Raw genomic sequence first — 13,714 nt, 5'->3', positions numbered from 1 at the left:
CAGTCGACGGGGGCTCCGGGCCGATTCGGCCGGAGCCCCCGACTCATGTCCGGCTACGGGGCGGTCCGCTTCACCACCGGGCGGACCGGCGCGGCCGCGGCGTCGATCGCGGCCAGCGAGCGGCGCACCTGGTTGCGGTCGGTGGTGTACCAGAAGTCCGGCATCGAGGAGCGGAAGAAGCCGCCGTACCTGGCCGTGGCCAGCCGCGGGTCGAGCACCGCCACGATGCCCTTGTCGTCCGCCGCCCGGACCAGCCGTCCGGCGCCCTGGGCCATCAGCAGCGCGGCATGGGTCGCGGCGACCGCCATGAACCCGTTGCCGCCGTGCTCCTCGACGGACTTCTGCCGGGCGCTCATCAGCGGGTCGTCCGGACGTGGGAACGGGATCCGGTCCATCACCACCAGCTGGCAGGCCGAACCCGGCACGTCCACGCCCTGCCAGAGCGAGAGGGTGCCGAACAGGCAGGTGGAGGCGTCCGAGGCGAACTCCCGGATCAGCTCGCCGAGGGTGTCCTCGCCCTGCAGCAGGATCCGGTTGTCCAGCCGCTCGCGGAGTGCCTCGGCCGCCGTCTGCGCCGCCCGCATCGACGAGAACAGGCCCAGGGTACGGCCGCCGGCCGCGCCGATCAGCTCGGTGAGCTCGTCCAGCATCTGCGGCCGGTCGGGCTCCCGGCCGGGCGGCGGCAGGTGCTTGGCGACATAGAGGATGCCCTGCTTGGGATAGCTGAACGGGGAACCGACGTCGATCCCGCGCCAGTACGGCGGCGCCTCGTCGCCCTGCGCCGGCTCCGGCTCGGCGACCGAGCGCTCGTCCGGCAGCCGTCCCTCGACGGGCAGGCCGAGCGAGCTGGCCACACCGTTGAAGTCGCCGCCCAGCTTGAGGGTGGCCGAGGTGAGGACGACCGAGCGCTCCTTGTAGAGGTTCTCCCGCAGCAGCCCGGACACGCTCAGCGGCGCGACCCGCAACGAGGCCGCGCCCAGGCCGAAACGGTCGGACCGCTCGATCCAGACCACGTCGTACTCGGAGTCCTGCAGCAGCCGGTCGGCGGTCTCGTGCAGGGTCTCGGCGGAGGCCATCGCCTGCTTGCGCACCGCGTCCTCGTCGGTGAGCGCCTTGTCCCGGGTCTCGCCGAGCGAGGTGATCACCTGCCGGCAGGCGTCCCGGACGGCGGCCACCGCGTAGGCCAGGTACTCGGGCAGTTCCTCGACCCGGCCGGGCTGGGCGGTCTCCATCAGCCCGTGGAAGTTCTCGGCGGCGGCCTGGAGGGCGTCCACCGCCTTCTCGTTGGCCAGCTTGGCGGCCCGGCGGACGGCGCGGTTGACGGCGTGCACCGACATCTCGGCGGTGGCCGCACCGGTCACCCGGTTCACCAGTTCGTGCGCCTCGTCGATGATCAGCAGCCCGTGCTCGGGCAGCACCGGGGCACCCTCGATGGCGTCGATCGCCAGCATGGCGTGGTTGGTGACCACCACGTCGGCGAGCTTGGCGCGTTCGCGGGCGGCCTCGGCGAAGCACTCCCCGCCGTAGGGGCACCGGGTGGCCCCCAGGCACTCCTTGGAGGTGACGGAGAGCTGGGCCCAGGCCTTGTCGGAGACGCCGGGCGTGAGGTCGTCCCGATCCCCCGTGTCGGTCTCGCCCGCCCACTCGCGCAGCCGCAGCACGTCCTGGCCGAGCTTGCCGGTCGGGCCGCCGAGGGCCTCGACCGGGTCGAACAGGCCCTCCCCCTCGTCCGCCGGGGTGCCCTCGTGCGCGCGGTGCAGGCAGAGGTAGTTCGACCGGCCCTTGAGCATCGCGAACAGCGGGCGGCGGCGCAGCACCGGGTGGAGCGCGTCCACCGTGCGGGGCAGGTCCCGTTCCACCAGCTGGCGTTGGAGCGCCAGGGTGGCGGTGGCCACCACCACGCGGTCGCCGTGGGCGAGCGCGGGCACCAGGTAGGCGAGGGACTTTCCGGTACCGGTGCCGGCCTGCACCAGCAGGTGCTCGCCCGCGTCGACCGCGGCGGAGACCGCCTCGGCCATCCGGACCTGGCCGGGGCGCTCGACGCCGCCGACCGAGGTGACCGCGGCGTGCAGCAGTTCCGGGAGGCGGGACGCGGGGACGGCGGCCGATGTCGTGTCGCCCGGCCCTTCGTCGGCCGGCGCTGCGTCGGCCGGCGCTTCGTCGCCCGGCTGAGGGAGGGATTCGGAGTCGTTCGTCATGGCGCTCCCAACCCTACGGGGCGGGAGTGACAATCCGGGTGGCCGATCGGTTCCTGCGGCTCGAAAGCGTCGTACGGGCTGCGCTCCGGCGTCGTGCGCGGGGGCAGCAGCGCGGTGGCGGGCGGCGCGAAGGTGGTCCAGGCGGTGCGGGCCGGCAGGCGGTGGATCGCCCGCCCCGCCACCGCGTTGAGGATGACGGCGGCGCGGTGGGCGCCCAGCCCGAGGTCCGGGACGCCCACCCCGTGCGTGTGGAGCTCGGCGTTCTGCACGTACAGGGCGCCGGTGAGCGGGGGGCCGGTGGCCACCCGGTGGTGCGGGTCGACCTGGTAGCGGCCCTGCTCGTCCCAGTCGATCAGGTGGGCGATCGGGTCCAGCAGGTCCGGGCGGACGGCCCGGTAGCCGGTGGCCAGCACCACGGCCTCCGTGCGCACCGCGTGCCGGAGCCCCGAGTCCACGTGCCGGCAGCGCAGTTCCAGGCCGCCGCACGGCCCGGCCAGGGCCTCGGTGACGGCGGTGCCGGGAACGATCTCGACCGGTTCGGCGGCCAGTGGGCGGCCGACGGTGCGCTCGTAGAGGTGGTCGTGGATCTCGGCCAGGGTCTCGGCGCTGGCCGCCTTGTGGAGCTGCCACTGCGCGGGGACCAGGCGGTCCCGGACGGGGCCGGGCAGTCCGTGGAAGTAGCGGGTGTAGTCGGGGGTGAACTGCTCCAGGCCGAGCTTGGAGTACTCCATCGGGGCCAGCGCGCGGCTGCGGGTCAGCCAGCGCAGCCGGGTGCCGTCGCCGGCCCGGGTGCGCAGCAGGTCGAGGAAGATCTCGGCGCCGGACTGGCCGGAGCCGAGCACGGTGATGTCCCGGGCGCCGGCCAGGCCGGACCGGCGGTCCAGGTACTCGGCCGAGTGCCAGACCCGGGGGTGTCCGGCCAGTGCGGCGAAGGCCTCGGGGCGGACCGGGCCGGTGCCGACGCCGAGCACCACCGCCCGGGCGAGCAGCGGGCCCGCGCCGGTCTCGGCCCGGTAGAGCTCGGCCCGGGGCTCCCAGTGCAGGGCGGTGACCTCGGTGCCGAAGCGGCAGTTGGGCAGTCGTTCGGCGGCCCAGCGGCAGTAGTGGTCGTACTCGCGGCGGGGCAGCTGGAAGCGTTCGGCGAAGTAGAACGGGAACAGCCGTTCCTGATCGCGCAGGTAGTTGAGGAAGGACCACGGGTTGGTCGGGTCCACCAGGGAGACCAGGTCCGCCAGGAACGGCACCTGCATCCTGGCCCCGTCGACCAGCATGCCGGGATGCCAGCGGAACTCCGGCTTCGCGTCGCAGAACAGCGTGCGCAGGCCGTCGGTCCGGTCGGCGAGCGCGGCGAGGGACAGGTTGAACGGGCCGATGCCGACGCCCAGGAGGTCGTACGGCTCGCACTGCGGGAGGTCCATGCCCATCCAGTTCGGGGAGGAGTGCGGGAGGTCGGCGCAGGCCCGCGGCGGGCCGGGTGCCGGTGGGGGTCAGCGGGCGCGGCCCGGGCGGGGGCGCACCATCAGGGCGGCCCGTTTGCCGGGGAGGTGGAGTTCGGCGGCGAGGTCGAAGCCGGCCCGCCGGAACGCCCCGAGCGAGGCGGTGTTGCGCAGGTCCGGCTCGGCGACCACGCGCTGGCAGCGCGGGCGGCGGTCCAGGATCCGGCCGGCGAGCGCGGCCAGCAGCAGGCTGCCGAGGCCGCGCCCGCGGCTGTCGGCGGGGCCGAGCAGCAGGTGGACGCCGGTGTCGTGGGGCCGCGCCGGGTAGTACCGGGCGAGCGGGTCGAGGTCGGCCCGGTAGAGCTCCCAGTAGCTCATCGGGACGCCGTCCAGCAGGCCCAGGCAGGGGAGGCTGCGGCCGTCGCCGTCGAGTTGGGCGCGCAGGTGCCGGCCGGTGGTGGCGGACGGTCCGGCGAGCTGCCAGAAGGCGTCCACCGCCGGATCGTTCATCCAGGCCGTGACCAGCGGCAGGTCGGTGTCCGGACGGACCGGACGGAGCCGGAACTCGCCCGCGGCGGTGGGCATCGGGCCCCAGTCGGCGACGCCGTCCAGCGGATCCGCCGCGAGGGGCTCGGCGGCCGTCACGGCGCCACGGGGTTGCGGACCGTCACGTACACCGACTGGGTCTCGACCGGGCCGACCAGTTCGTCCAGGCCGTGGAGTCTGGTGAGCAGGTTCGCCTTGCAGCGCAGGGTCGGCGAGTCCAGCAGGCGGGCGGGGAGCCCGGAGCCGGTGGCGGCGGCCTCGGGGCCGGCCAGGAAGGCGCGCAGGGCGGCCAGCAGGACGGACTCGTCGGCCAGGCCCTGGGAGCCGAGGCCGCCGATCAGCCCCAGGACGTGGTTGATGCCGAGGTAGTAGGTGAAGCGCTCGTCGGCGACGTGGTCGGGCACGAAGGTGTCGCTGTGCGCGCCGATCCCGGGCAGCCGGGCCGCCAGGCGGTCGGCGTGCGAGGCGCGGTAGTAGTAGCCCTGGTTGTCGCGGTAGCGCCCGCCGACCGGCCAGCCGGCCGCGTCCAGGACGGCAAGGCTGTTCTGCTGGTGGGCCTCCAGGGCGATGCCGGCCCGGCCGTCCAGCCAGAGGACGGGCAGCACCACGGCGTGCAGGTAGCGCAGAAACCATTCGGTGGCCACGGCACGGGTCGGCCGGCCGCTGCGGCGGGCGAGTTCGCCGAGGATGTCGGAGAGCTGGGAGCGCATCCGCTCCAGCGGCTGTTCGGCGATCAGGCCGGCCACGCACAGCGCCCGGTCGGTGGGGCCGAAGGGCTGCTCGCGGAGCACGGTGTCCAGCCCGTGCGGGTCGCCCAGCCGTGGGTGGTCGACGCCGATCCAGGCCGGGTCCCGGACGATGTCGAAGCCCGGGTGGACGGCCTGCAACTCGGCGGCCAGGCCGGCCTCCAGCAGCCGGTGCACCTCCAGGCCCCGGTGCAGTTCCTTGCGGAGGTTCTCCCGGCGGGAGTTGGTGATCCGCAGGCCGAGCGAGAGTTTCAGCATCCACGGGGTGCCCGGGCGGCAGACGGTGCGGACGGAGGACGTGGGGTGCCACGGCTCGCCGTACGGCCCGAGGTCGTGCAGCAGGCCCTCGTCGAGCAGGCCCACGACGGCGGGGCGCAGCAGCAGCTCTCTCGCCTGCCAGGGGTGCAGTGGCAGCGCGGCGGTGCCGGGTGGCAGCAGCTCCGGCCGGCCGAGCAGCCGGGCGGTGATCTCCTCGGCGGGCTGTCCGGTGGCGGAGTCCGCGGCGAGCAGCTCGCGGTCCACGGCGTACCAGTGCAGCCGGAAGCTGCCGCCCAGTTCGGGCGAGTAGGCGGCGCTCTGGGCGGGGCCGAGACCGTCGCGGCTCTTGGGGGTGGGGTGCAGCGGGTGGCCGAGCAGCAGCGACTGCTCGGTGCGCAGGAACGGCGTCCCGGCCGTCGGCCCGGCGGCCCTGCGGTGGGCCAGGATCTCGGCGCTGCGGCCGACCGAGTCGGCCACCCGGGCGGCGAGGTCGGCGATCTGCCCTGGGTCGGGCCGTTCGGCGGCCGCGCCGGCGAGCAGCGCGGCGACGGTGACCGGGTCCACCGGGCCGGCCGTCCCGCCGCCCGCGGTGACCGTGGTCCGGCCGAACCGGTGCCAGCCGCACGCGGACCAGTACCGGACGGGGGCGGCCAGTTCGGCGGCCCCGCCGAGGACGGCGATCCGCAGCTGCCCGGTGTCGTCGGGGACGGCGCCGGTCTCCCTGGCCCAGCAGCGCAACAGGCTTTCGCCGGCGGCCTGTTCGGCGGCCGTGCCCGGGTCGGGGTGGAGCAGGGGATCCGCCCCGGCCGCGGCGGCCGGCGCCGCCGGTGGTGCGGGTACGGCCGGCGCGGCTCCGGTGAGGGCGGTGCTCAAGGCTGCTCCTTGGGGGCTGGACTACTGGTAAGGGCTACCTATCCCACCCCGGTGAGCACAAGATCAATCCACTCGTTCCGGTGAATGACAGCGGATCACTCACCCCTGGGAGTGAGCACGGTCACTCCGACGGGCAGTGCCGGTCACGAAAAGGTGACCGCTCGTCAACAGGCCGACACCCCGGACTCCGGCCGCTCGCGCGGATGGGAGACTGCCGCAGGGGCATTTCTGCCGAACCACCGGGGGGTGTGGTCCATGAGGACGATTCGCCGTGCCGCCGTGGCGGCCGCGACGGCCGTCGCCGTCCTGTTCGCCGTGCCGGCCTGCGGCCCGGCGGGTGGCGCCGACCGCGCGTCCGGGCTGCCGAGGAGCTGGGACGAACTGAAGGGCTGGCGCTTCGAGGACTGGGACAACTGGGCCTCCAAGCACGTCTTCCACAACCCCGAGACCGGTGGTGTGTGGAGTCCGGAGACGATGGGCGACGCCGCGCCGCAGCAGCCCGCACCCCCGGCCGTACCGCCCTCGGCCACCGCCGGCCCCGAGAGCACGGCTGCCACCGGGAGCGCTGTTGCCACCGGGACCACGGCCGCCCCCACCGCCACGGCGTCCGGCGCCACGGTCGCGCCCACGCCCTCCACCGGGCCGGCGCCCGCCGTGGTCCAGGCCGTGGCCGTCCCCCGCCCGTACACCCGGTACGCCGCGTCCGGCAAGGTGTTCATGACCGCGCCGAACGGCGGCACCGGTCAGTGCTCCGCCACGGTGGTCGCCGACCCGGCGCACCCCGGCCGGAGCAACCTGGTCTGGACGGCGGCGCACTGCGTCCACGAGGGCCAGGGCGGCGACTGGTTCAAAAACATCATCTTCGTGCCCGCCTACAACAGTTCGGGGGCGGCCGGCGGGGGCCGCCGGGCGACGCTGCCGGAGGTGGCGCCGCTGGGCCAGTGGTGGGCGGACAAGGTCATCACCTCACCGCAGTGGACCGCCGAGGGCGGGCACTCCGGCAACGCGGCCAACCAGTACGACTTCGCCGTGCTCCGGGTGCACGACCCGGCGAACACCGAGCGGTCGCTCGAGGAGACGGTCGGCACCGCCGTCCCGGTCTGGTTCGACGCCCCGCGGGACGAACTCACCGTCTCGGCCTGGGGGTATCCAGCCGTCCGCCCCTTCGACGGCCAGGAGTTGGACCGCTGCGACTCGGGTCGGCCCGGGCAGCTCTCGTTCGACCCGAAGCGTCCGGCGATGCTGACCATCGGGTGCACCATGACCGCCGGCGCCAGCGGGGGCGGCTGGTTCGCCACCACGCCGGACGGCCGGCAGGCGCTGGTCAGCAACACCTCCATCGGCAACCTCGACCACACCTCGCTGAACGGCCCGTACCTGGAGAGCGTGGCCCGGCAGGCACTCGACTACCTGTCCAAGAAGTGACACCTGATCAACCGACCATCCGAACGACGGGGGAACCCAGCACATGCCAACCACCATCCGGCGCTCCGGCGCGGTCACGGCCGCCTTCGTCATCCTGCTCGCCCTGACGGCCGCCGCCTGCGACGACGACACCACCCCGCAGGCCGCTCCCCCGGCCACCACCGCGGCCGCCTCGGCCTCCGGCAACGGCAAGAGCGGGATCAAGCTGCCGGACTCGCTGAAGGACCTCAAGAACTGGAGCGCCGACGACCTGGCCAAGTGGGCCGCCGAGCACGGCTTCAAGCCCGAGGTGCTGAAGGGCTACTGGAATCAGGTCAAGATGGAGGCGGCCAAGGGCGTCAAGCCCAAGGAGGCCAACATCGCCACCGCCAAGTCCCCCAGCCGGGCCGAGGTCCAGCTGCCGCCGGCCATCCCGGCCGTCGCGGAGAAGCACCCGTACAACGCCGCGACCGCGGTGGTCGGCAAGATCTTCCTGAGTGTCAGCCCGAGCGCCGACGCGGAGTGCTCCGGCACGGTGGTCTCCGACCCCGCCAACCCCGGCCGCAGCAACCTGGTCTGGACGGCGGCGCACTGCGTCCACCAGGGCAAGGGCGGCGACTGGTTCAAGAAGATCGGCTTCGTGCCCTCGTACAACAAGGGCGGCGCCGCGAGCGGCGGCAGGAAGGCCACCTTCGAACAGCTCGCCCCCTTCGGCGCCTGGACCATGGACGACGGCTACATCGACCCGCACTGGTACCAGGAGGGCGGTGACAAGGGCGGCCCGGCCAGCCAGTACGACTTCGCCGTCTTCCACGTGCGCAACGAGGACGGCAGCGGCCGCTCGCTGGAGGAGACCGTCGGCGGTTCGATCCCGGTCTGGTTCAACGCCCCGGCCGACCAGGTCACCGCCGCCTCCGCCTACGGCTACCCGGCCGACGCCCCGTTCGACGGCCTGGAGCTCGAGCACTGCGACTCGAAGGTCAGGCTCACCCCGTACGTCTACGACGCCGAGCGCCCGCCGATGAACGCGATGGGCTGCACCATGACCGGCGGCTCCAGCGGCGGCGGCTGGTTCGCCCAGCACGGCGGCAAGCCGGCGCTGGTCAGCAACACCTCGGTCGGCAACGACGCGGGTACCTTCCTGGCCGGCCCGACTCTCGGGGCGGACGCGCAGAAGGGCTTCGACTACTTCAGCCGGAAGAAGCACTGACCCGCCGCCCCGCCCGGTCGAACGCCGCGGGCCCGGCCTCCGTGCAGGAGACCGGGCCCGGGGTGTGCCGTACGGGTCAGACCTGGCCGACCACGGCGAACCGCTCCAGCTCGGCGGCCAGCTCGGCCGCCACCTTGGCGCGCAGCAGGGTGCCGTCGCCGGTGTGCTCGGTGGAGATCAGCTCGCCCTCGGCGTGCACCCGGGAGACCAGGTCGCCCCGGGTGTAGGGAACCAGCGCCAGCACCTCGACGGCCGGGCGCGGCAGCTCGTCGTCGATCAGCTTCAGCAGCTCGTCCATGCCGTGCCCGGTGCGGGCCGACACCACGAGGGCGTGCGGCTCGCGGCGCAGCAGCCGCTGGAGCACCAGCGGGTCGGCGGCGTCGGCCTTGTTGATCACGACGATCTCCGGCACGTTCTGTGCGTCGACCGAGACGATCACCTCACGGACGGCGGCCAGCTGCGTCTCCGGCTCGGGGTGCGAGCCGTCGACCACGTGCAGGATCAGGTCGGCCTCGGCGACCTCCTCCATGGTCGAGCGGAAGGCCTCGACCAGGTGGTGCGGCAGGTGCCGGACGAACCCGACGGTGTCGGCCAGCGTGTAGATCCGGCCGCTCGGGGTCTGGGCCCGCCGGACGGTCGGGTCCAGGGTGGCGAACAGCGCGTTCTCCACCAGGACGCCCGCGCCGGTGAGCCGGTTGAGCAGGGACGACTTACCGGCGTTGGTGTAGCCCGCGATCGCGACCGAGGGGACCTGGTTGCGACGGCGCTCCTGGCGCTTGGTGTCGCGGCCCTTCTTCATGTCGGCGATCTCCTTGCGGAGCTTCGCCATCTTCTCGCGGATCCGGCGCCGGTCGGTCTCGATCTTGGTCTCACCGGGACCACGGGTGGCCATACCGCCGCCGGAGGAGCCGGAGCCACCGCCACCCATCTGACGGGAGAGCGACTGACCCCAACCACGCAGGCGAGGCAGCATGTACTGCATCTGCGCCAGCGACACCTGCGCCTTGCCCTCCCGGGACTTGGCGTGCTGGGCGAAGATGTCCAGGATCAGGGCGGTCCGGTCGACCACCTTGACCTTGACCACGTCCTCCAGCTGGATCAGCTGGCCGGGGGTGAGCTCTCCGTCGCAGACCACGGTGTCGGCGCCGGTGGCGGCCACGATGTCGGCCAGCTCGCGGGCCTTGCCGGAGCCGATGTAGGTGGCGGGGTCGGGCTTGTCGCGGCGCTGGATCACGCCGTCGAGCACCTCGGAGCCGGCGGTCTCGGCCAGGGCGGCGAGCTCCGCGAGGGAGTTCTCCGCCTCCTCGACCGTGCCGCTGGTCCAGACGCCGACCAGCACCACGCGCTCCAGGCGGAGCTGGCGGTACTCGACCTCGGTGACGTCCTGGAGTTCGGTGGAGAGGCCCGCGACACGGCGCAGGGCCGCACGCTCGGAGCGGTCGTACTGGTCACCGTCGTAGGTGCCGAGGTCCTCGTCGATCGCCGCGAGGTCCTCGTCCATCAGGGCGTCGGCCTTGATGTCGGTGAGTCGGCGGCCGGAGTCGCCGGCCTGGGTGCGGCTGTCGAACGTGGAGGTCATCTCATCCTTTTGCTGGATCGGAGGCCGGTGCGCCGCCCGGATCGGCGGATGCACGAGGAGTCTGCCCCCTGACCGCCCGGAAAACCACCGTGGACGAGACGGGCTACCCCTGCGGACCGCGGGCCGCATCGGCACTACTGCTGCCTTGCGTCAACGCCGCGGACCGGCCGTGAATTCCCCATGATGGTCGCATGCCGCTCCGGCCCGGGTCATCCGGATTACCGCCGCCCGGCCGGTACACGTCGTACACGCCGGACACCCGGAGCATCGCGCGCATCACGGCGGGCAGCGCCCCGGCCGCGGGCAGCTCGACGGTGTAGCTGTGCCGGACCCGCAGCTCCTGCGGCGGGCCGACCTCGGCCGAGACGATGTCCACGCCCTCGGCGGAGATCACCGCGGTCAGGTCGGCGAGCAGCCGGGGGTGGTTCAGCGCCTCGGCGTGCAGGGTGACCCGGTAGCCGGAGGCGGGCTCCGCACCGGGGATCCAGGTCAGCTCCAGGTCGGTGCGGCCGGCCGTGCGCATCTGCTCCCCGGCCGGGCAGTCGGTCCGGTGCACGGCGACCGCGCCGCCGCGGATGGAGAAGCCGGTCACCTCGTCGGGCGGCACCGGTGTGCAGCAGCGGGCCAGCCGGACGGCCGCGCCCGGGCGGCCGGCCACGGCCACCGGTGAGCTGCGCCGGCCGGCGGCGGGCGGGGCGAGCGGAACGGGGTGGCCGGGCGCGCGCCCGGACCCCGCCGGGGCGGCGCCCGGCACCGGGCTGCCCGCCGGGTGGTCGGCCAGCCAGCGTTCGATCGCCAGCCGGGCGGCCGGGGTCCGGGTGTACTCCAGCCATTCGGCGGCCGGGCCGGAGGCGTCGCCCGCCTCGGTGAGCACGGCCAGCACGTCGCCGTCCTTGAGCGGGGTGGACAGCGCGGTGAGCCGGCCGTTGACCCGGGCGCCGATACATCGGTGGCCGGTGTCCTCGCCGAGCAGGTACGCGGCGTCCACGCAGCTGGCCCCGGCCGGCAGCTGCAGCGTCTCGCCGGTCTCGGTGACGGCGGTGATCTCCCGGTCGTCCGAGAGGTCGGCGGTCAGCGCGGACCAGAAGGCGTCCGGGTCCGGGGTCTCCTGCTGCCAGTCGAGCAGCCGGCTGAGCCAGCCGGGGCGGGCCGGGTCGGTGCGGTCCAGCTCGGACTCGTCGCCGGTCGGCTGCGGCGCGTCGCCCTGGTGCGGGTCGCCCAGGGCGACCACGCCGAACTCGGCCACCCGGTGCATCTGCCGGGTGCGCACCAGTACCTCGACCACCTCGCCGCCGGGCAGCGACACGGCCGTGTGCAGGGACTGGTAGAGGTTGAACCGGGGGGCGGCGATGAAGTCCTTGAACTCGCCGGGCAGCGGCGTCCAGCAGGTGTGCAGCTCGCCGAGGACGGCGTAGCAGTCGGCGTTCTCCTCCACCACGACCAGCAGCCGGCCGAGGTCCGCGGGAAGCAGACCCTGCGGTCTGCCGTCCGGCCCGGCGGCGGCGTTGCGTTTGAGCAGCACCCGGTGCGCCGACACGTGGTGCCGCGGCCGGACGGCCACCGAGGCCTGGACCCCGGTCTCGGCGAGCTGGCGGGCGAGCGCCTGGGCGAAGGGCTGCAGCAGCCCGTCCGGCCGGGCCTCGTGGACGGCCAGCAGCGCGCCGGTCCGGGCGTACTCCTCCGGGTGGAGGGTGGCGAAGACGATGTCCTCCAGCTCGGCCTTGACCACCTGGATGCCGAGCCGCTCGGCGAGCGGGATCAGGACGTCCCGGGTGACCTTGGCGATCCGGATCCGGCTGGCGGGCTTCATGTGACGGATCGTCCGCATGTTGTGCAGCCGGTCGGCGAGCTTGATCACCATCACCCGGACGTCGTCGCCGGTGGCCACCAGCATCTTGCGGAAGGTCTCGGCCTCGGCGGCGGCGCCGAAGTCCACCTTCTCCAGCTTGGTGACGCCGTCGACCAGGTACGCCACCTCGGGGCCGAAGTCGGCGCTGACCTGAGCCAGTGTCACCTCGGTGTCCTCGACCGTGTCGTGCAGGAGCGAGGCCACCAGGGTCGTTGTCCCGGCGCCGAGTTGGGCCAGGATCATGGTGACGGCGAGCGGGTGGGTGATGAACGGCTCGCCGCTCTTGCGGGTCTGACCGCGGTGGCTGGTCTCGGCCGTCCGGTAGGCGCGGCCGAGCAGGGCCAGGTCGGCCTGCGGATGGTGCACCCGGTGTGCCTGCACGATCGGCTCGATGGCGTCCGGCACGGGGCCCCGGCCGGTCGCCAGCAGGGCGGCCCGGCCGGCCCGCCCGAGCGCGGCCCGGCTGAGCCGGGGCAGCGGACGCTTGGGTACGGCGTACGGGACGGCCTCGTGCTGGCCGGCTTCGATGGTCATCTGCACCTCCGGCAGTGATCACCGGAGCGAGGTCCGACCCGGTGGTCCATGCTACCGAGCACAGCACGTTCCGCGACGGCCTGCTCCCACTCCGTGAGCCGAATCACCCGATCAGGGGGATTCGCACGGAAGGGAACGGGGCAAAGCGGGCCGCTCTCAGCCCGTCGGAGCGCCCAGCCACGCGGGGTCGAGGGTGCCGGAGGCGACGATCACCGCGGGCCCGGTCATCTCCACCCGGCCGTCCGGGAACTCCTCGATCACCAGCCGGCCGCCCGGGAGGTCCACCGTGTAGCTGACCGGCTCGCCGGTCACGGCCGGGTCGACGCCGTCCCGGCGGGCGGTGGCCACCGCGACGGCGCAGGCGCCGGTGCCGCAGGACCTGGTCTCGCCGGAGCCGCGCTCGTGCACCCGCATCTCGACGTGGCGCGGGCCGCGGTCCACCACGAACTCGACGTTGACACCCTCGGGGTACGCGGCGGCCGGGGTGGTCAGCGGGGCGGTGTAGAGGTTGCCGGCGTCGGCGAGGCTGTCGACGAAGGCCACCGCGTGCGGGTTGCCCATGTTGACGTTCCGGGCCGGCCAGCGGCGGTCGCCGACCGCGACCTCGACGGCGTCCGGGCCCGGCAGCAGCGCCCGGCCCATGTCGACGGTGACCTCGCCCGGCGTGCCGTCCGGGCCGTCACCGGCCACCGTGACCCGGCGGACGCCCGCCCGGGTGGCGACCGCGAGCGGGCCCGGCTCGGCCAGCCCGGCGTGGACCAGGTAGTGGGCGAACACCCGGACCCCGTTGCCGCACATCTCGGCGATCGAGCCGTCCGCGTTGCGGTAGTCCATGAACCACTCGGCCTCGCCGGCCAGGTGCGCCGCCGCCGGGTCGGCCGCCGAGCGGACCACCCGCAGCATCCCGTCGCCGCCGATCCCGGCCCGCCGGTCGCACAGCCGCGCGACCTGGGCCGGGCCCAGGTCCAGCCGGCCGTCCGGGTCGGGGAGGATGACGAAGTCGTTCTCGGTGCCGTGGCCCTTGAGGAACGGCAGGCCCGCCGCGGTGGAGTCGCTCACATCCACGATCGTACTGATCCGG

The 13,714-nt window shown here is 74.0% G+C and carries 9 protein-coding genes; 2 read left to right on the top strand and 7 right to left on the bottom strand.

The features are described from left to right. Positions 1 to 53: 53 nt before the first annotated feature. The 4 genes from OG871_RS25365 to OG871_RS25350 form a co-directional block, all read right to left on the bottom strand. Positions 54 to 2,198 carry an ATP-dependent DNA helicase gene (locus OG871_RS25365; protein ID WP_371499575.1) on the bottom strand — a complete coding sequence of 715 codons (2,145 nt, stop codon included), beginning with the start codon at positions 2,196 to 2,198 and terminating at the stop codon, positions 54 to 56. Further along, on the bottom strand, positions 2,195 to 3,616 hold the full coding sequence (locus tag OG871_RS25360) for a lysine N(6)-hydroxylase/L-ornithine N(5)-oxygenase family protein (RefSeq protein WP_371499573.1): 1,422 nt from the start codon (positions 3,614 to 3,616) through the stop codon (positions 2,195 to 2,197). The genes OG871_RS25365 and OG871_RS25360 overlap by 4 nt, the downstream gene beginning before the upstream one ends. Before the next feature lie 69 nt (positions 3,617 to 3,685). After that, positions 3,686 to 4,381, bottom strand: coding sequence for a GNAT family N-acetyltransferase (locus tag OG871_RS25355; protein ID WP_371503416.1), 696 nt, complete (start codon positions 4,379 to 4,381; stop codon positions 3,686 to 3,688). Next, a complete protein-coding gene (locus OG871_RS25350; RefSeq protein ID WP_371499571.1) occupies positions 4,276 to 6,057 on the bottom strand; it encodes an IucA/IucC family siderophore biosynthesis protein in 1,782 nt (593 codons plus the stop codon). Before OG871_RS25350 ends, OG871_RS25355 begins: the two co-directional genes overlap by 106 nt. 255 nt (positions 6,058 to 6,312) lie before the next feature. On the opposite strand from OG871_RS25350, the gene OG871_RS25345 reads away from it, so the two are divergent. Beyond that, positions 6,313 to 7,482, top strand: a complete 1,170-nt coding sequence (locus OG871_RS25345; protein WP_371499569.1) for a serine protease — start codon at positions 6,313 to 6,315, stop codon at positions 7,480 to 7,482. A gap of 43 nt (positions 7,483 to 7,525) precedes the next feature. Beyond that, positions 7,526 to 8,671: a serine protease gene (locus OG871_RS25340; RefSeq protein ID WP_371499567.1), complete on the top strand. Its 1,146-nt coding sequence runs from the start codon at positions 7,526 to 7,528 to the stop codon at positions 8,669 to 8,671. A 76-nt stretch (positions 8,672 to 8,747) separates the two neighbouring features. On the opposite strand, the gene hflX is transcribed toward OG871_RS25340, so the two are convergent. The 3 genes from hflX to dapF all read right to left on the bottom strand — a co-directional run bounded on the left by hflX (position 8,748) and on the right by dapF (position 13,692). Beyond that, positions 8,748 to 10,250, bottom strand: coding sequence for a GTPase HflX (gene hflX, locus OG871_RS25335; protein WP_371499565.1), 1,503 nt, complete (start codon positions 10,248 to 10,250; stop codon positions 8,748 to 8,750). Between the two features lie 103 nt (positions 10,251 to 10,353). Beyond that, positions 10,354 to 12,633 carry a bifunctional (p)ppGpp synthetase/guanosine-3',5'-bis(diphosphate) 3'-pyrophosphohydrolase gene (locus OG871_RS25330; protein WP_371499563.1) on the bottom strand — a complete coding sequence of 760 codons (2,280 nt, stop codon included), beginning with the start codon at positions 12,631 to 12,633 and terminating at the stop codon, positions 10,354 to 10,356. A gap of 156 nt (positions 12,634 to 12,789) precedes the next feature. Beyond that, positions 12,790 to 13,692 (bottom strand): diaminopimelate epimerase, encoded by a 903-nt coding sequence (gene dapF, locus OG871_RS25325; RefSeq protein ID WP_371499561.1) that lies wholly within the window; start codon positions 13,690 to 13,692, stop codon positions 12,790 to 12,792. Positions 13,693 to 13,714 lie beyond the last annotated feature (22 nt).

This window comes from Kitasatospora sp. NBC_00374, assembly GCF_041434935.1.
Taxonomy (GTDB): Bacteria; Actinomycetota; Actinomycetes; order Streptomycetales; family Streptomycetaceae; genus Kitasatospora.
Note: the sequence above shows the minus strand (reverse complement) of the source record. Positions and strands in the feature narration are given on the sequence as shown.

Excerpts from the sequence above, each read along its gene's own strand:
- OG871_RS25365 (WP_371499575.1), bottom strand. The coding sequence starts at position 2,198 with ATGACGAACGACTCCGAATCCCTCCCTCAGCCGGGCGACGAAGCGCCG.
- OG871_RS25360 (WP_371499573.1), bottom strand. The coding sequence starts at position 3,616 with ATGGACCTCCCGCAGTGCGAGCCGTACGACCTCCTGGGCGTCGGCATC.
- OG871_RS25345 (WP_371499569.1), top strand. The coding sequence starts at position 6,313 with ATGAGGACGATTCGCCGTGCCGCCGTGGCGGCCGCGACGGCCGTCGCC.
- OG871_RS25340 (WP_371499567.1), top strand. The coding sequence starts at position 7,526 with ATGCCAACCACCATCCGGCGCTCCGGCGCGGTCACGGCCGCCTTCGTC.
- hflX (WP_371499565.1), bottom strand. The coding sequence starts at position 10,250 with ATGACCTCCACGTTCGACAGCCGCACCCAGGCCGGCGACTCCGGCCGC.
- OG871_RS25330 (WP_371499563.1), bottom strand. The coding sequence starts at position 12,633 with ATGACCATCGAAGCCGGCCAGCACGAGGCCGTCCCGTACGCCGTACCC.